Here is a 16845-nt window from a genome sequence, read left to right on the forward strand (position 1 = left end):
AACGCGCTATCGTCTCCCAATCCCCGCCGCCCCGCCGGAGCGACCATGACCACCGCCTACGACTTCACCGCCACCGACATCGACGGCCAGCCGCGCTCGCTGGACGAGTATCGCGGCAAGGTGCTGCTGATCGTCAACGTCGCCTCGCAATGCGGCTTCACACCGCAGTACACCGGCCTGGAACAGTTGGAGCGCAAGTTCAAGGATCGGGGCTTCGAAGTGCTGGGCTTCCCCTGCGACCAGTTCGGCCACCAGGAGCCGGGCAACGAAGCCGAGATCAAGGAATTCTGCTCGCTGACCTACGACGTGAGCTTCCCCCTGTACGCCAAGGTCGACGTCAACGGCGCCCAGGCGCATCCGCTGTGGAAGTGGCTGAAGGACGAGAAGGGCGGTTTCCTCGGCATCGACGCGATCAAATGGAACTTCAGCAAGTTCCTGGTCGGCCGCGACGGCAAGGTCATCAAGCGCTACGCCCCGACCGACAAGCCCGAGTCGATCGCGTCGGATATCGAGAAGGCGCTGGCCTGAGCCGTTGGCGCTCTGGCTTTGGGGTAGGAGCGGCGTGAGCCGCGACCGCGCAATCGCCAATGCCCGCGCCGCTTCGCTCGAGTCGATACCGAGGCGCGACGCCCTCGTTCTGTGTGGGAGCGGCGTCAGCCGCGATAGCGACACCGCGAGGTCCTGCGTTGCTCCACGGAGGGCGACAAACCGCCAGTCGTTGCTTGCGCCGCATCGGCGTTTGCGCGATCGCGGCTGACGCCGCTCCCACAGGAAGCGGCGTCGCTTTAGGTCCTTAAGCGCAGCGCGATGGCGCGGGAATCCTCAAGCCGCGTCGTTCGCCGCTTGCAGGCCGGTTGCGGCGATTGCCGGTCGGCGCGGCTGGACCCGCGCCTTGAGCCCGAAGCACGGCCGCAGCAGCGGCACCCGGCGAATGATCGCGTGCAGCCCCCAGCAGCCCAGCACCGTGCCCACCACCACGATGACCGGCTCGCTCACCGGGCCCAGGTGCAGCGGCAGGATCCAGTACGCGATCAGCACGATCAGGCTCTGGTGCAGCACGTACCAGGGATAGACCGCCTCGTTGGCCCAGGGCAGCCAGCGGAACGGGCGATTGAGCAGGGCATGGCCCCAGCCCAGGATCGCGGAAATAGCGAACCAGATGTACAGATTGCGCAGCAGCCACACGCTGTTCTGCAGCAGGTCCGGAATCTGGTCGGGCAGCACCAGCACCAGGGTCAGGTAGAAGCCGAACAGGCCCAGGGCCAGGCTCAGGGTCCACTTGCGCAGCCGCACCAGCTCGTTCCACAAACCGCTGTCGTTACCCAGCCAATAGCCGTACAGGAACACGCTGAAATAGATCGCGTGGCGGTACCAGTCGTGGATCAGGTCGCCGGTTTCCTCGAAGTGCGGCTGCAGCAGCATGGTCGCCAGGGCCAGCGGCAGGGCCGGCAGGATCACCAGCTTCCAGCCACGCAAGCCCGTCGCCAAAGCGTGCAGGCGCCGGCCCAGACCGTTGCGGAACAGCGGCAGCAGGGCGGCCAGGGCGAGGGTGTAGACCCACAGATAGGCCAGGTACCACAGGTGGTTCCAGGTGAAGCCGTACTCCCAGCCGTCGAAGGCGTCCTTGGGCCAGGGCTGGAACTGGTAGTAGCGCAACAGGAAGTCGACGAAACCCGGCTCGACCAGGCCGTTGGCCACGCCCTGGGCGTAGGGCTGGATCGGCACCACCACCAGGCAGCCGAAGGTCAGCGGCAACAGCAGGCGCCAGCTGCGCTGGATCACGAAGCGGCCCAGCGAGGTGCCGCGCAGCAGGAAGTGCACCGACAGGCCCGAGATCAGGAAGATCAGATCCATGCGCCAGCGGTTCATGAACAGCATCGGGATCTGCAGCGGTTCCGACAGATGGGTGCTTTTCAGATGCCAGTCCCACTCGGCGACGTAGAGCATGGCGCAGTGGTAGAGGATCAGCAGGGCGAAGGCGATCGCGCGCAGGGCGTCGATGTCGTGGCGGCGTTGCATGGTCGGTCCGCGGCAGTGAAGGTGCGCCCAGCCTTGCCGCGAGCGGCGCCGCGCGCAGCGCTCAGGTGACCGGTGGCGGGCCGGCAGGGACGAATCGCGGGCCCTGGGGACGGCCGGTTGCCGCGCGCCTGCCCGCACAGGCGAGAATGCGCCCATGAATTACGAACCGACCGCGGCCAGGACGGCCGACGCCGACACCGCCATTCCGCCGGCCCAGCCGGTCGCCCCGCTCAGCGCCTGGGACCGCTACCAGCCCTGGCGGCGCACCGCCGAGGTCGCGAGCTGGGTGCTGCTGTTCGCGGCCAACGCGATCGGCGGCACCCTGACCACCATCATCGACATCCATCGGGTCGGCTTGGACATCCCCGACTGGGCGCCCGCGATCTGGGAGGCGACCAGCTGCCTGGTCGCGCTGTGCCTGGTGCCGGCCCTGGTCTGGTACACCCGCCGGATCCCGTTCCATATCGACAGCTGGCGACGGGCGCTGGCGCTGCACCTGCTGGGCAGCGTGATCTGGTCGTTGCTGCACGTGAGCCTGATGGTCGGCCTGCGCAAGCTGATCTATGCCGGGCTGGGCGAGTCCTACGATTTCGGTTCCTGGGGCATGGGGTTGGTCTACGAGTATCTGAAAGACGTGCGCTCCTACGTCTACATGGTGTTGTGGATCGAGGGCTACCGCCTGCTGATGCGGCGTTGGCAGGGCGAGGCCAGTCTGCTGGCGCCGCCCGACGACCTGCCCGAGCCGGCCACGCCCGAGCGCCCGGAGCGCTTCCTGGTGCGCAAACTGGGCAAGGAATTCCTGATCGCGGCCGGCGAGGTCGAATGGCTGCAGGCCTCGTCCAACTACGTGAACCTGCACTTGCGCGGCCGCGACTATCCGCTGCGCACCACCATGGCCACGATCGAGGCCCAACTGGACCCCGCGCGCTTCGTGCGCGTGCACCGTTCTTATATGGTCAATCTGGACTGCGTGGGCGAGATCGAGCCGCTGGAAAGCGGCGACGCGCGCATCACCATGCGCGACGGCACCCGCATCCCGTGCAGCCGGCGCTACCGCGGTGTGCTGCGCCAGGACCGGCGCGCGGCCTGAGTCGTCTCAGTCGCGGCCGGCCTGCGCGGCCGGCGGCGGCAGCAGGGCGTGCAGCTCGCGCACCAGGCGCTCGACCTTCTGCGGGGTGTAGCCGCGCTGCACGTGCGCGATCCGGCCGCGAGTGTCGATCAGGAAGGCGTTGGGGACCGCGCGCACCCGGTAGTAGCGCGCGACCGTGCCCGGGTCGCGCAGCGTCAACAGGTCCAGGCCGGGGTTCTGGCGCAGGAAGGCCTCGTAGTCGCGCTGCGGTTCGGCGTAGTTGATCGCGACGATCTGCAGGCGCTCGCGGCCGAATCCGGTCTGCAGCGCCGACAGCTGCGGCAGCTCGCGCCGGCATTGCTCGCACCAGCCGGCCCAGAACACCACCAGCACCACCTTGCCGCGGTAGTGGCTGACCTGGATCGACTTACCGTCGCGGTCCAGCCCCAGCCAGTCGGGCGGCAGGTCGCCGACCTGCGGGCCCTGCGCGGTCGCGCTCGCCGGTGTGGCGTCGCCCGTCGCGGCCTGCGCCGGCAGCAGCGCCGCGCCGCACAGCAGCGCCAGCATCGTTGCGAACAGCCAGCCCCGCAGCGTATGGGTCAGCGGCGAGGGCGGGCGCGCGCTCATTTCTCGACGAACGCGCGCTCGTACACGTACTGGCCGGGGACGCCGATACGCGGCGCCGCGCCGAAGCCGCGGCCGTCCAGCAGTTCGCGGAAATCGGCCAGCATCTGCGGGCTGCCGCAAATCATGGCGCGGTCGTGTTCGGCTGCCAGCGGCTCGATCCCGAGCTGCTCCATCATGCGCCCCGTGGCCATCATCTCGGTCAGGCGCCCGCGCTGGTCGCGGCCGGCGAAATCGAAGCCCTCGCGGCTCACCGCCGGGTAGTACAGCAGTTTGGCCGCGATCTGCTCGCCCAGGAATTCGTGCTTGGGCAGCTCGTTAACGATGTAATCGCGGTAGGCCAGGTCCCGCGCGCTGCGCACGCCGTGGCACAGGATCACGCGCTCGAAGCGTTCGTAGGTCTCCGGGTCCTTGATGATCGACAGCCACGGCGCGAAGCCGGTGCCGGTGCCCAACAGATACAGATTGCGGCCCGGGTGCAGGTCGTGGATCAGCAGGGTGCCGGTGGGCTTGCGGCCGATCAGCACCTCATCGCCGGGACGGATTTCCTTCAGGCGCGAGGTCAGCGGCCCGTTGGGCACCTTGATGCTGAAGAACTCCAGCTGTTCTTCCCAGTTAGCGCTGGCGATCGAATACGCGCGCAGCAACGGCTTGGACGAACCGTCCGCCTGCGGCACCTGCAGTCCGATCATCACGAACTGGCCGTTGTCGAAGCGGAATCCGTCGTCGCGGGTGGTGGTGAAGCTGAAGTAGTCGTCGGTCCAGTGACGGACGTCCAGCACCGTCTCGGTGCCAAAAGCGGAGGACATGCGGGGCAGGGGTGTGGAGCTGGGAGCGCATTGTAGCCGATTGATGAGATTGACTCTCATCTGTCGCACGGCGGCCGTGGCAGCGGTTCAGACCGCCGCCACCATGTCGGCTGCCAGCGCAGCAATGGTTTCCGGGCCAGTCCAGGCCGGATCGAGCTCTCGGCCGATCCGGGGGTAGGCGTCGACCTGATAGGCGCGCCCGAAGCTGATGGCCCCGTCGCTGAAGCCTTCGTAGCAGACCATCGCGTGACGGCTGCCGGGCGGGGTGACGGGCAGGTAGGGCTGTTGCGGCGCAGGCCACGCATTGAGCGATACGTCGAAGCGAATGGCGACGGCCTCGCGCGCGATACCGATGGCGATATCGGTGGCGAGGCATTTGAGCTCCAGCGCCACCAGCGCCGGCATCCTATGGCCGCCTTCGGTACTGCCGCCGGCGGCGATGCGCCGGCGTTCCTCATCGACGGCGCCCGGGCGCAGCAGGGCGATATCGAATTCGTGCGCGACGCCGCTGCGGCCGGAGAATCGGAGGGAGTTATGCAACTGCGCGATCGGTTGTGCGTTGCGGTAGAGGGTGATGTAACCGGGGCTGTTGGGGCGCGAGCCCAGCAGCCCGGGGCCGCCGCGAATTACCGCACGATCGGCGCTGGTGGCCGAAGCGCCGGAGCCGAGATGCCAATGAGCGTGGTACGACCCCGCCGAACGGGTTTTCAGTTCCTCCACTAGCGCGGCCGACAATGCCAGCATCACCCAGGCTTCGTAGCACTTGCCCTTCTCTTGGTTCTTGTCGCTGTGGCGCAGATGGCGGTCCTCCACGTGGGCGCCGAGCGCGCCGGCGATCCGGCCGACCTCCGCGATGGCCTGGTCGATATCGAAGGCGACTTTGCTCATGGCTTCATGCCTCGGCCGTAGCGATGAGCGTCTTCATCCAGATCGACATCGGGTTCGATGTCCCCCTGGCGGGCATAGTCGGGCGCGATTTCCACCAGCAAGGCTTGCTGTTCGAGCGGCTGGATCCAGGTGTCGGCATCGGCGCCGTAGCCCACGACCGTCGATTCGAAGCTGGCGGCCCTCGGCGCACCGCCCGGGCTTCCGCCCTGGTCGGGTTCGCGCTGGGCGTTGCTGGCACCGGATTCGGGATCGTCCGGTGTGAACGCGGCAAGGATGCGGCGCAATTGCAGCGCCAACTGCTCGATCAGCGGTTCCAGCTTCGCGCGCTGCTCGATCACGCGCTCGTGGACCAGTCGCTGCGCAGGCGCTTCGGTATGGGCGATCAACATCTGCTTCCAATGCAGGCCCACCGCTTCGGCCAGACGGTCGGCGATGTCCCACTGCATGCGGATCGGCAGCACCAGCACCGATTCGATCGCCTGGGCGACGAATACCGTCGCCTGCGCGGATTCGGGGCTGTAGTCATGCAGACGCAGGTTGGCGCGGATGTCCTCGGCGATCGCCGGAAACGCCGGCGCGATCGCGTCGATCAAGCCCAGCGCGGGTGAGGGGTTCGCAGCCATCGTCGTGCTCCCTGCCTGCCGATGTCGTCCTTTCGCGCCATATAGCACGAATCCCGCGGCAGCGGCGACAGCGCGGAAACGACCCCGCTTCCGTGCCCGCTGTCAACGGGTTTCCCCTGCCGCCCGGCGTTGCGACAATCGGTCCAGCCCGCAGCTAGCGGGTGCCAGACCGATTGGAAGCAATGCAAGACACGACCTCGAAGTCCGCACCGCAGATCGCCGAACAGATCGCACGCACCATCGCCGCCGAGATCGGCGCGCAACCGGCCCAGGCCCGCTCCGCCATCGCCCTGCTCGACGAGGGCGCGACGGTGCCGTTCATCGCGCGCTACCGCAAGGAAGTCACCGGCGGGCTGGACGACACCCAGTTGCGCGATCTCGAGGGCCGCCTGCGTTATCTGCGCGAGCTCGAGGACCGCCGCGCCGCGGTGCTGGAGAGCATCGCCGAACAAGGCAAGCTCACCGACGCGTTGCGCGCCGACATCGAGGCCGCCGACAGCAAGGCGCGCCTGGAAGATCTGTACCTGCCGTACAAGCCCAAGCGCCGCACCAAGGCCCAGATCGCGCGCGAGGCCGGCCTGGAGCCGCTCGCCGACGGACTGCTCGCCGACCCGACCCTGCAGCCCGAGGTCTACGCCGCCGAATTCGTCAGCGAGGAAAAACAGGTCGCCGACGTCAAGGCCGCGCTGGACGGCGCGCGCGCGATCCTGATGGAGCGCTGGGGCGAGGACGCCGCGCTGGTCGGCGAGCTGCGCACCTGGCTGCACCAGACCGGCGTGATCCGTGCGCGCGTGGTCGAGGGCAAGGAGAACGAGGGCGCCAAGTACCGCGACTACTTCGACCACGCCGAAGCGCTGGCCAAGATTCCCTCGCACCGCCTGCTGGCGCTGTTCCGCGCGCGCCGCGAGGAAGTGCTGTACCTGGACCTGGAACCCACCACCGATCCCGCTGCCGGCCACGCTTACGGCGAAGGCCGCGTCGCCCTGCATGCCGGTGTCGCCGACCGCGGCCGCGCCGGCGACCGCTGGCTGCTCGACGCCTGCCGCATGACCTGGCGCGCCAAGCTGCACCTGCACCTGCTGCTGGACCTGTTCGGGCAGGCGCGCGAGAAGGCCGAGGCCGAAGCCATCGACGTGTTCGGCGACAACCTCAAGGATCTGTTGTTGGCCGCACCGGCCGGCCCGCGCGCGGTGCTCGGACTGGACCCGGGCCTGCGCACCGGCGTCAAGGTCGCGGTGGTCGACGCCACCGGCAAACTGGTCGCCCACGACACCATCTACCCGCACGAACCGCGCAAGCAGTGGGACCAGTCGCTGCACACCCTGCGCGCGCTGTGCGCCAAGCATGCGGTCGAACTGATCTCGATCGGCAACGGCACCGCCTCGCGCGAAACCGACAAACTGGCCGGCGATCTGATCAAGCTGGCGCCCGAGCTGAAGCTGACCAAGATCGTGGTCAGCGAGGCCGGCGCGTCGGTGTACTCGGCTTCCGAGTTCGCATCCAAGGAATTTCCGGACCTGGACGTGAGCATCCGCGGCGCGGTCTCGATCGCGCGGCGGCTGCAGGATCCGCTGGCCGAGCTGGTCAAGATCGAGCCCAAGGCGATCGGCGTTGGCCAGTACCAGCACGACGTCGACCAGTACCGCCTCGCGCGCGCGCTGGACGCGCGCGTCGAGGACTGCGTGAACGCGGTCGGCGTGTACGTGAACACCGCGTCGGCCGCGCTGCTCGCGCGCGTGTCGGGCCTGTCCAGCACGGTCGCCGAGAACATCGTGCGTCACCGCGACGAGAACGGTCCCTTCGCCTCGCGCAAGGCCTTGTTGAAAGTGCCGCGCCTGGGCGACAAGACGTTCGAGCAGTGCGCGGGCTTCCTGCGCATCGTCGACGGCGATCAGCCGCTGGACGCCTCGGCGGTGCACCCCGAGGCTTATCCCGTGGTCGAGCGCATCGTCCAGCAGTGCGGCCGCGAGGTGAAGCAACTGCTGGGCGACCCGCAGTTCGTGCGCGGGCTCAAGGCCGAGCAGTACACCGACGACACCTTCGGCCTGCCGACGGTGCGCGACATCCTCAAGGAAATGGAAAAGCCCGGCCGCGATCCGCGCCCCGAGTTCAAGGCCGCGCGTTTCGCCGACGGCGTCGAGGATCTCAAGGACCTCAAGGTCGGCATGATCCTGGAAGGCGTGATCAGCAACGTCGCCGCATTCGGCGCCTTCGTCGACATCGGTGTGCACCAGGACGGTCTGATCCACATCTCGGCGCTGTCGGACAAGTACATCAAGGACCCGCGCGAGGCGGTCAAGGCCGGCGACGTGGTCAAGGTGCGGGTGTTGGAAGTCGACATCGCGCGCAAGCGCATCGCACTCACCCGACGCCTCGATGACGCGGTGCCGGCGCCGCGTCCGCCGGGCAGCGGCGATCGTGCCGGGGCGGATCGCGGTGGTCCGCGCGGCGGCGATGGCGGCCGTGGCGGACGTCGCGAGCCGCCTGCCCGCGGCGGTTCGTTCGCGCCGGCGGGTAAGGGCAATGCGCCGATGGGCGGGGCGTTGGCTGATGCGTTCGCGCGGGCTAAGCAGAAGAATTGATTCCGCGACTGCTTCAGGCGTCCTCCTTTGGAAAAGGGTGAAGCCGTGCGGCTCACGAACCGCAGGTTCGTGAGCTGCTGAACATCAGTAGGCTCTTGCTCCTAGCTCCCTCCTTTGAAAAAGGAGGGTTGGGGAGGATTTGCTTTTGCTTTGCTGTCGCCTCTTCTGACCGAAGGTCAACTTCTGACCGAAGGTCAACGGCTTCCGCCTGCTGCGCATGCGGGTCACTTTCTCTTGCTAGCCCAAGAGAAAGTAACCAAAGAGAAGGGCTAGCGTGACGAATGGACATCCCTGTCCATTCGAAAAACGGCGCGCGTCCTGCGCGCCGCCCTACGGGTCTGCGGCTGTCTGTGTGAGTGCGTTGCTTTTGGACTTCAATGCCGCGGCGACGGCGACGGCGACGGCGACGGCGACGGCATTGGCATTGGCATCTATTTTTTGCTGTCATCCCCACGAACGCGGGGGGCCAGTGACTTTGGGGCGCAGCGGCGCCGACGCCAATCGCCTCGACCGTAGGATGCGGTGAGCCATAGGCGAACCGCATCGTCGCGTCATCGCACATCGCCACGGCAACACGGCCATCGCTGCGTTGCCTCGCAACGCAGCTCTACTCAGCCGCCAGCCTTCCCCGGCGGATCCAGGCGCAACAACTTGCCGTCCTTCTCGTCGGTCAGCACATAGACCTTGCCGTCCGCGCCAACACGCACGTCGCGGATGCGCAAGCCGAGCTCCTTGAGCAGGCGCTCTTCCTTGACGATCTTGTCGCCATCCAGCGTGAGGCGGATCAGGTTGCCGTCGGCGAGCGCGCCCAGGAACAGGCTGTCGTTCCAGGGCGAGTCGGGGCGGCCGGTATAGAAGGCCATGCCCGACAACCCCGGCGATTTCGCCCACACGTGGTACGGCGATTCCATGCCGGGCTTGCTCTTGCCCTCGGCTTCCGAGATCGGCAGGCCGCTGTAGTCGATGCCATTGGTGATAATGGGCCAGCCGTAATTCTTGGTCGGCTCGGGCAGATTGATCTCGTCGCCGCCGCGCGGGCCGTGCTCGGCTTCCCACAGCTTGCCGCTGCGCGGATCCAGCGCCAGCGACTGCATGTTGCGATGGCCGTAGCTCCAGATCTCGGCGCGCGCATCGCTGCGGCCGACATAGGGATTGTCGGTCGGCACGCTGCCGTCCAGGTTCAGGCGCACCAGCTTGCCCTGCAGCATCTTCAGATCCTGCGAGGCCATGCGCTCCTGGCGCTCGCCTTGGGTGATGAAGACATGCCCGTGGCCGTCGAAGGCGACGCGCGAACCGAAGTGGTTAGGTCCGACCAGCTTGGGCTGCTGGCGGTAGATCACTTCGACCTCGCTCAGGCCGGCATCGCCCAGCGTCGCCGTGGCGACCGCGGTGCCGGCGCTGCCGTTGGGGCCCGGCTCGGCGAAACTGAGGTAGATACGCTTGCTGCTGGCGAAGTCCGGTGCCAGCACCACGTCGAGCAGGCCGCCCTGGCCCTCGGCCCAGACTTGCGGCACGTTGGCCAGCGGCGCCGAGATCGCGCCGTCCGCGCCGATCCGGCGCAAACGCCCCGGCCGTTCGGTGACCAGGAAGCCGCCGTCGGGCAGCAGCGCCACGCTCCAGGGCTGCTCCAGGCCGTGGGCGATCTCGGTGACCTGGATCGGCCCGCGTTCGCTGGCCAGTGGCTGGGCTTTCTGCTGCGCCGGCGCGGGCCGCGCCGCGGCGCTGTCCTGGGCCGGGGTCTTGTCGCAGGCGACCAGGGCGCAAGCGAGGGCAAGGGCGAGCGCGATGCTGCGGTGACGGACAACCATGCGGGGAATCTCCTTAGCGATAACCGGCGGCTTGCAATTCGAACAGTTCGGCGTAGCGCCCGCCTTGCGCGAGCAGCTCGGTATGGGTGCCGCTGGCCTCGAGTCGGCCTTCGGCGAGCACCAGGATACGATCGGCCATGCGCACGCTGCTGAAGCGGTGGGAGATCAGCACCGCGGTGCGGTCGTCCGACAATTCCTTGAAGCGCTGGAATACCTCGAACTCCGAACGCGCGTCCAGGGCCGCGGTCGGTTCGTCCAGGATCATGACCTGGGCATCGCGCATGTAGGCGCGCGCGATCGCGATCTTCTGCCACTGCCCGCCGGAGAGGTCGACGCCGGTCTTGAAGCGGCGCCCGATCTGCTGGTCGTAGCCCTGCGGCAGCGATTCGATGACCTGGTCGGCCATGGCGCGCCGGGCCGCGTTGCGGATGCGTTCCTCGTCGTGCATGGCGTCGATCTGGCCGACGCCGATGTTCTCGCCGGCGGTGAGGTGGTAGCGCACGAAATCCTGGAAGATCACACCGATGTTGGCGCGTAGCTCGTCCAGGTCGTATTCGCGCAAGTCGCGGCCGTCGAGCAGGATGCGGCCTTCGTCGGGGTCGTACAGGCGTGCCAGCAATTTGACCAGGGTGGTCTTGCCGGCGCCGTTCTCGCCGACCAGGGCCAGCACTTCACCCGCGCGCAGTTCGAAACTCAGCCCGCGCAGCGCCCAGCGCTCGGCATCGGGATAGCGGAAGCCGACGTTCTCGAACGCGAAGCCGCGCACGATCGGGCGCGGCACCGGCAGCGGATCGGCGGGCGAGACGATCTCCGGTTCGATCTCGAAGAACGAGAACAGGTCGTCCAGGTACAGGGCCTGGCCGGCCACCTGCGAGAACCCCACCAACAGACCTTCCAGCAGCTGGCGCAGGCGCCGGAAGCTGCCGGCCAGGAAGGTCAGGTCGCCGATGCTGAAATCGCCCTTGACCGTGCGCCAGGCGATGTAGGCGTAGGCGACGTAGTAGCCCAGCGTGCCCAGCGCCGCCAGCAGCGTGCCCCAGAACGCGCGCCGCCGCGCCAGCGAACGGTTGGCCTTGAAGAACTTGTCCGCCAGCTCGCGGTACTTGGCGATCAGATAACGGTGAAGATTGAAGATCTTCACTTCCTTGGCGGTCTCGACGCTGGCGCCCATCTGGCGCACGTACTCGAGTTGGCGGCGCTCGGGCGTCCAGGCGAAGTTGAGCGAATAACCCAAGGCGTTGAAATGCGCCTCGCCGACGAAGGCTGGGATCAGCGCCACCGCCAGCAGCAGGATCAGCCAGGGCGCGTACACCAGCAGGCCGATCGCGAAGCTGATCACCGTGATCGTGTCCTGGACCTGGCCGAACAACTGGCTCATCAGGTTCATGCGCCCCATGGTCTGGCGACGCGCGCGGTCCAGCTTGTCCTGCAGGTCGGGGTCCTCGAAGTCCTCCAGGTCCAAGGTCGCGGCGTGCTCCATCAGGCGCACGCTGGTGGCGTTGGTGAACAATTCCGACAGCAGCGAATCGCCGTAGCTGATCAGGCGGCCGAGCAGGTCGGAGCCGATCGCCAGCCCGAACTCCAGCGCCAGCAGGCCGAGCAGGGTGGTGAGCTGGCCGCCGTCGAGCGCGGCGCGCACCGATTCGAACTGGACGCCGGCCGCGACCAGGCGCACCGCCTCGTCGATGATGAGCTTGCCGACGTACAGGGTCGCGACCGGCAGGAATGCGCGCACCAAACGCAGGCCCAGCGTAATCAGAGTCAGGCTACGGCTGGTCTGCCATATCTGGCGCAGGAACGGCGGCAGATTGCGCAGCGCGTCGAAACGCTCGCGCAGGCTGGGCTTGCCGCTCGATCGGCCGGCGTTGCGGCCGGGCGTGCTCTGTCCAGGAGCGTTCTGGTCAGGTGCGCTCGGGTTGGAGGCGGGCGGGGCGGCGTCGGCGGGCGAGGGCATGGCCGGATTGTGCCTGGGCTGCGCTAGAGGGCCGTGAAAGCGACGCGGCTCACAGGCGCATGCCCAGCCGGATCACCGCTTCGGTGGAGGCCGCGACCACCGTATCGATGCCGCGGGTGAGCGCATCGTCGCGGCCGACGCGCTCGGCGGCGACGTCGCGGTGCTCGAGTTCGTCGTGCACGATCGAGGCCACTGCGGCGTGCGCATCCGGATCGCTATGCGCCATGTGGGCGAGCTGTGCCTCTAGGTGGCGGTTGACCACGGTCTCGACCGAGCGCGTGCAGGCCATGACCGCGCGCTCGCCCAGCAGGGCGGTGATCAGGCCCAAGGCATATCCGCCCACGCCGCACCACAGGAAGCTGCGGCAACGGCGGATGCCGCGCGCGGCGAGGATTTCGTCGAAGGTGGCTAGATGGCGGCGCTCGTGACTGAGGAAGTCTTCCAACAGGCCAACCGAGGGGCGGCCCAGCCAGCGCCCGACCAGGATCTGGGCGCGATAGATCTGGATCGCGCCGAACTCGCCGGCGTGATCCACGCGCAGGTAGCGCGCAGCCAGCGACGGCGTCGGGATCGGTGTGGGCAACGCGGAGTCCAGGCTGTGCGTCATCGCGGCGGCATCGAGGTGGAGGCCTGCATGCAGCATAGCCGCGACGAAGCCCGCCGGCGCCGCCGCGAGCGGTTCGCCCTCAAGCCGCGGCCCGCTCCGCGGGGCAGGCCAGCGCGATCGCGGTCAGGCGTTCGGCCAGCTGCGCCGGCGCCGACAGCATGGCCAGATGGCCGGCGTCGAGGTCGTGCACCCACGCCTGCGGCAGGCGCGCGATCATCGCGTCCTGGCGCGCCGGCAGCAGGCTGCGGTCGCGCAACAAGCGCAGATAGGTCGCGGCCGCGCGCACCGGCTGCGCGCATGTGGGCGTGAGGTAGAGGCCGGGGAACTCGGCTTGGTAGCGCGAGACCACCAGGGCCGCGCTGGCCTCGTCGAGGTCGTTGCACAGTTCCTTGCGGATCATCGCCGGTCCGGGCGCGAGCCCGTCGCGGTTGAAGCGGAACAGCAGGCGCAGCAGGGTGCGTTCGACCGTGCCCAGCGCATCGACGAAGGCGCCGCCCGGCGGTGGCACCACCGCGGCCAGATAGAGGGCATGGCGCAGACGCGCGCCCAGGCCCGCGGCCAGGTCCGGCATCAGCACGCCGGCCAGCGAGTGCGCGACGATCGTCACCTCGTCGAGGCCGCGACGGTCCAGTTCGGCGATCAGCGCCCGTGCGCAGCGCTCCGGCGTCGCGTCGGCATGCCGACCCGCGATATCCAGCGCGATCGCGGGGACCGCCATGCGTTCGATCACGCGATCCCAGACCCAGGCGCCGACGCCGGCGCCATGCAGCAGGACGGTGGTGGGGGTGGACATGCGGCGGTGCCTCGGCGATGGCGGGAATGGCCTCAGGCTAAGGCGCGCGGCTGCCAGCTTTTGTCAGCAGCGCCACCGCCACGGCGCACGGCGCCGGGTTTTTCTTGACGGCGCAGGAGCGCGCACCGAACAATCCCGCGGCGAATCGGCGCAATCCCGTACCGCGCGCCGGCGTCGCGACTACGTCACTATCAGGGGAACCATGAGAATTCTTGCGTCTGCGCTGATCCTCGCGATCGGCTTCGCCAGCGCGCCTGCGGGCGCGCGCAAGCTCCAGTACGCGCTGCCGCCCGCGGCCTCGGCAGCGGGCGAGGTGCGACTGGTCGAAGGCGAGCGCGGTGCGCTGCCGCCGGAGGTTTCCGGCGTCGCCTATCTCGACGAGGCGCGCAGCGTCGTCTACCGCCAGGACTTCGGCGGCATGGGCGTGGCCGGCGGCCTGCTGCTCGGCCCGTTCGGCGCGGGCGCCAACGCCCTCGCGATCCAGAAGAACACCGCGCGCGAGGCCGAGGCCCTGCGCGGCAAGCTCGGCTTCGCGCCGGATGCGCTGCTGCTGGCCGCATTGACGGCGATGCCGGCGAGCGCGTCGGCCAGCCGCGAGGCCAAGCTGCGGCCCAGCCTCTACCTCACCCGCGACAAGCAGGAGCGCCTGATCTTCTGGACCATCGTCGATGTCGACCTGGACGGTTGGCGCGGACGCTATTCGCGCGTGCTGCCGGCGCGTGTCGCCTCGGCGGCGGTCGTGGCCGGCCTGCCGGAAGCGGAACGCGCGGTGCTGGAAACCCAGCTGCGCGACTCCTACATCGAGACCTTGAAGGTGCTGCAGCTCGATCTGGAAGGACGGGCCGGCGAATTCGCCAAGATGAAGGTCGAGGTGGAAGCGCTGGCGCCGCGCTTCCATGCCGCGGTGAAGTACGAGTTCGTGCGTCGCGACGAGACCCACACCCTGATCCGTGCGCTGGCGCCGTCGACGGTGCAGGCCGCGGGCCTGGGCTTCTCCGGTGTGCTGATCGTTCCGAATTCGGAAGCGCTGGTGAAGTAATCCGGTGCCGGGCCTGGCTTCGCTCAGGCCCACAACCGCAGCGGCCATAGCCCCCAGGCCGCCAGCACCAGCGTCCATTGCAGCAGTGCGAGCATCGCCACCGCATCCAGGGCCGCCACGATGCCCGCCGGTCGCAGGCGCAGATGGCGCCACAGGCCGAACAGCAGCGCGACGGGCAGGGCGCAGGCGACCGCGGTGAGCAGACCGCTGCCGAAGGTGAGGTCGCCCAGTTGCAGGAACGACTGGCGATAGAGGAACGGCAGCGGCAGCAGCAAGGCCAACGTCGCCAGCCACGGCGCGAAGACGGGGTCGCGTCGGCGCAAGCGGCGCAGCGCCGCGCGCATGCTGCCGCCCAGCATCAACCACAGCAGGCCCAGGCCTCCCGCGGCCAGGCTGGCCCACAGCGCCAGCAGTTTCCACAGCGCGATGCGCTGGTAGCTCTGGGTGCCGGTGGTGAGCACCTGAGCGCCGTCGGCGGCGGCGAGCAGCGCGTGCGAAGCCTGGGTTCGACCTTCGGCGCGGAACAGGGCACCGCCCAGCGGCGTCAGCGCGGTCGGTTGGCCCTGGAACGGCAGCAGGCGCAGGCCGTCGCCTTCGCGGCGCAGCCGGACGAACCCCAGCGTGGTGTCCAGCCAGGCGAAGCTGGCGAAGCGATTGGGCGCGGGCACGTAATAGCCTTCCCACGCCGGCAGCGACAGCGCGCTGCGCCGCTTCGCGGCGAGCGTCGGCGCAGGCAGGCCGAGGGCCTGGATCAGGGTCCGGTCCAGCGCACCGGCGTCGGCGGTTTCGCTGTCGGTGTTGGTGGTGTGAAAGAACGCGCGCTGCTGCTGCGGAAACACGCACAGCATCGCCCGGTAGCCGATCGTGCTGCCGCCGTGGCAGTGCCCGAAAACGCCGTGGCGGTCGCGTGCGAACAGGCCCAGGGCATAGCCGACGCCGAGTCCGGCATTCGCCCCTTCGGTGCCCGTGGGGCGGCCCATGCCGCGCAGCAGCGTCGGGTCGATGAAGGGCGCGCCGCCGACGCGGCCGTCGCTCATCAGGAAGCGCGCGAACCGCGCCATGTCGGCGGCGGTGGTGCTGAACTGCCCGGCAGGCCGCAGATAGATCGGCACGATCGGATGCGTGCTGCCATCGTCGAAATGGCCCATCGCCAGGCGCGGATCGCGGTGCTGGTCCGTGTAGGCGAAGCTGCTGTCGCGCATGCCCAGCGCCTGCAGCAGTTCGCGGTCCAGATACGCTTCGTAGCGCTGACCGACCGTGGCCTCCACCACCATGCCCAGCAGGGTGTAGCCGCTATTGGAGTAGGACATGCGCGTGCCGGGCCGCGAGCGCACGCGCAGGCGGCCGTCTTCGCGCGCGAACGCCAGCGCGAGCGGCGTGTCGGGCGTGGGCTTGCGGCTGAACACCTGACTGAAGCGCGCGTCGTCGAGGCCGGCGCTTTGGTCGAGCAGATGGCGCAGGCGCACCGGATCGGTCGCGGCCCAAGGGTTGTCGAAGGCGATGCCGGGCAGCAGTTCGGTCACCGGCTGGTCCAGGCGCAGCCGGCCCTGGCTGACCAGCCGCAACACGCCGGTGGCGAGCATGGTCTTGGCGATCGAGCCGACCAGCACCCGATCCTCGGCGCGCAGCGGCGTACCGGTGCGGGCGTCCTTGAGACCGGCCGCGCCGATCCGCACGCGCTGCGGTTCGACCAGCGCCCAGGTCGCGCCGGTCAGGCCCTGTTGCCGCAAGGTAGTGGCGACGTCCGGCTCCGGCGCGGCCACCCCGGGGGCGGCGGCGAACAGGTGGGCGGGCAGGATCAGCAGCGCGAGCAGGCAGGCACGCCAGGCGGCGGACGCGCGTTTGCGGGCGATCGTCGAGGTTCTTGCCAAAGCTGCACCAGCGAATCGGAAGGGTGGCAGTGTGCGCGAGCGGCGCAAACGCGCCCCGTGGCCAAGGTCACGGGGCCTTCCCGCACGGAGCGGCGGCGGCGCGGTCCCGGCCCGGGATGCTCGGCGGCCGCAGGCGGCGCGACAGGCCGGGCGAGTAGA

Annotated in this window: 14 protein-coding genes; 4 read left to right on the plus strand and 10 right to left on the minus strand. The window is 68.9% G+C overall.

Going from position 1 to position 16845, the window contains the following annotated elements:
• Window positions 1-45: 45 nt before the first annotated feature.
• Entirely contained in the window at window positions 46-528 is a 483-nt protein-coding gene (locus tag ASD69_RS03930) for a glutathione peroxidase (RefSeq protein ID WP_056174232.1), read from the plus strand.
• 294 nt (window positions 529-822) lie between these two features.
• Here ASD69_RS03930 and ASD69_RS03935 read toward each other — a convergent pair whose 3' ends face one another.
• Window positions 823-2019: an acyltransferase family protein gene (locus ASD69_RS03935; protein WP_056174234.1), complete on the minus strand. Its 1197-nt coding sequence runs from the start codon at window positions 2017-2019 to the stop codon at window positions 823-825.
• Between the two features lie 154 nt (window positions 2020-2173).
• On the opposite strand from ASD69_RS03935, the gene ASD69_RS03940 reads away from it, so the two are divergent.
• On the plus strand, window positions 2174-3109 hold the full coding sequence (locus ASD69_RS03940) for a LytTR family DNA-binding domain-containing protein (protein ID WP_082576247.1): 936 nt from the start codon (window positions 2174-2176) through the stop codon (window positions 3107-3109).
• A gap of 6 nt (window positions 3110-3115) precedes the next feature.
• On the opposite strand, the gene ASD69_RS03945 is transcribed toward ASD69_RS03940, so the two are convergent.
• The 4 genes from ASD69_RS03945 to ASD69_RS03960 all read right to left on the minus strand — a co-directional run bounded on the left by ASD69_RS03945 (window position 3116) and on the right by ASD69_RS03960 (window position 6032).
• Window positions 3116-3715 carry a TlpA disulfide reductase family protein gene (locus ASD69_RS03945; RefSeq protein WP_056174236.1) on the minus strand — a complete coding sequence of 200 codons (600 nt, stop codon included), beginning with the start codon at window positions 3713-3715 and terminating at the stop codon, window positions 3116-3118.
• Window positions 3712-4521, minus strand: coding sequence for a ferredoxin--NADP reductase (locus ASD69_RS03950; protein ID WP_056174238.1), 810 nt, complete (start codon window positions 4519-4521; stop codon window positions 3712-3714). The genes ASD69_RS03945 and ASD69_RS03950 overlap by 4 nt, the downstream gene beginning before the upstream one ends.
• Before the next feature lie 87 nt (window positions 4522-4608).
• Window positions 4609-5409, minus strand: a complete 801-nt coding sequence (locus ASD69_RS03955; RefSeq protein ID WP_056174240.1) for a hypothetical protein — start codon at window positions 5407-5409, stop codon at window positions 4609-4611.
• Complete coding sequence (locus ASD69_RS03960) at window positions 5406-6032, minus strand: hypothetical protein (protein ID WP_157498970.1); 627 nt, start codon at window positions 6030-6032, stop codon at window positions 5406-5408. The genes ASD69_RS03955 and ASD69_RS03960 overlap by 4 nt, the downstream gene beginning before the upstream one ends.
• Window positions 6033-6214: 182 nt before the next feature.
• On the opposite strand from ASD69_RS03960, the gene ASD69_RS03965 reads away from it, so the two are divergent.
• Window positions 6215-8614 (plus strand): Tex family protein, encoded by a 2400-nt coding sequence (locus ASD69_RS03965; protein WP_056174244.1) that lies wholly within the window; start codon window positions 6215-6217, stop codon window positions 8612-8614.
• A 611-nt stretch (window positions 8615-9225) separates the two neighbouring features.
• On the opposite strand, the gene ASD69_RS03970 is transcribed toward ASD69_RS03965, so the two are convergent.
• The 4 genes from ASD69_RS03970 to ASD69_RS03985 all read right to left on the minus strand — a co-directional run bounded on the left by ASD69_RS03970 (window position 9226) and on the right by ASD69_RS03985 (window position 13776).
• On the minus strand, window positions 9226-10422 hold the full coding sequence (locus ASD69_RS03970; protein WP_056174246.1) for a PQQ-dependent sugar dehydrogenase: 1197 nt from the start codon (window positions 10420-10422) through the stop codon (window positions 9226-9228).
• Between the two features lie 13 nt (window positions 10423-10435).
• Window positions 10436-12376, minus strand: coding sequence for an ABC transporter ATP-binding protein (locus ASD69_RS03975; RefSeq protein WP_082576248.1), 1941 nt, complete (start codon window positions 12374-12376; stop codon window positions 10436-10438).
• A gap of 49 nt (window positions 12377-12425) precedes the next feature.
• Window positions 12426-12983: a demethoxyubiquinone hydroxylase family protein gene (locus tag ASD69_RS03980; protein WP_162250610.1), complete on the minus strand. Its 558-nt coding sequence runs from the start codon at window positions 12981-12983 to the stop codon at window positions 12426-12428.
• A 79-nt stretch (window positions 12984-13062) separates the two neighbouring features.
• On the minus strand, window positions 13063-13776 hold the full coding sequence (locus ASD69_RS03985) for an alpha/beta fold hydrolase (RefSeq protein WP_056174251.1): 714 nt from the start codon (window positions 13774-13776) through the stop codon (window positions 13063-13065).
• Window positions 13777-13978: 202 nt separating this feature from the next.
• Here ASD69_RS03985 and ASD69_RS03990 point away from each other — a divergent pair, with 202 nt between their 5' ends.
• Window positions 13979-14815, plus strand: coding sequence for a hypothetical protein (locus tag ASD69_RS03990; RefSeq protein ID WP_056174254.1), 837 nt, complete (start codon window positions 13979-13981; stop codon window positions 14813-14815).
• A gap of 23 nt (window positions 14816-14838) precedes the next feature.
• On the opposite strand, the gene ASD69_RS03995 is transcribed toward ASD69_RS03990, so the two are convergent.
• Complete coding sequence (locus ASD69_RS03995; protein WP_056174255.1) at window positions 14839-16686, minus strand: serine hydrolase domain-containing protein; 1848 nt, start codon at window positions 16684-16686, stop codon at window positions 14839-14841.
• Between the last annotated feature and the right edge of the window lie 159 nt (window positions 16687-16845).

This window comes from Lysobacter sp. Root604, assembly GCF_001427505.1.
Lineage (GTDB): Bacteria > Pseudomonadota > Gammaproteobacteria > Xanthomonadales > Xanthomonadaceae > Lysobacter.

Bases quoted from the DNA above. Each gene is read 5' to 3' on its own strand.
- ASD69_RS03930 (WP_056174232.1), top strand. From the start codon at position 46: ATGACCACCGCCTACGACTTCACCGCCACCGACATCGACGGCCAGCCG.
- ASD69_RS03935 (WP_056174234.1), bottom strand. From the start codon at position 2,019: ATGCAACGCCGCCACGACATCGACGCCCTGCGCGCGATCGCCTTCGCC.
- ASD69_RS03940 (WP_082576247.1), top strand. From the start codon at position 2,174: ATGAATTACGAACCGACCGCGGCCAGGACGGCCGACGCCGACACCGCC.
- ASD69_RS03945 (WP_056174236.1), bottom strand. From the start codon at position 3,715: ATGAGCGCGCGCCCGCCCTCGCCGCTGACCCATACGCTGCGGGGCTGG.
- ASD69_RS03950 (WP_056174238.1), bottom strand. From the start codon at position 4,521: ATGTCCTCCGCTTTTGGCACCGAGACGGTGCTGGACGTCCGTCACTGG.
- ASD69_RS03955 (WP_056174240.1), bottom strand. From the start codon at position 5,409: ATGAGCAAAGTCGCCTTCGATATCGACCAGGCCATCGCGGAGGTCGGC.
- ASD69_RS03960 (WP_157498970.1), bottom strand. From the start codon at position 6,032: ATGGCTGCGAACCCCTCACCCGCGCTGGGCTTGATCGACGCGATCGCG.
- ASD69_RS03965 (WP_056174244.1), top strand. From the start codon at position 6,215: ATGCAAGACACGACCTCGAAGTCCGCACCGCAGATCGCCGAACAGATC.
- ASD69_RS03970 (WP_056174246.1), bottom strand. From the start codon at position 10,422: ATGGTTGTCCGTCACCGCAGCATCGCGCTCGCCCTTGCCCTCGCTTGC.
- ASD69_RS03975 (WP_082576248.1), bottom strand. From the start codon at position 12,376: ATGCCCTCGCCCGCCGACGCCGCCCCGCCCGCCTCCAACCCGAGCGCA.
- ASD69_RS03980 (WP_162250610.1), bottom strand. From the start codon at position 12,983: ATGACGCACAGCCTGGACTCCGCGTTGCCCACACCGATCCCGACGCCG.
- ASD69_RS03985 (WP_056174251.1), bottom strand. From the start codon at position 13,776: ATGTCCACCCCCACCACCGTCCTGCTGCATGGCGCCGGCGTCGGCGCC.
- ASD69_RS03990 (WP_056174254.1), top strand. From the start codon at position 13,979: ATGAGAATTCTTGCGTCTGCGCTGATCCTCGCGATCGGCTTCGCCAGC.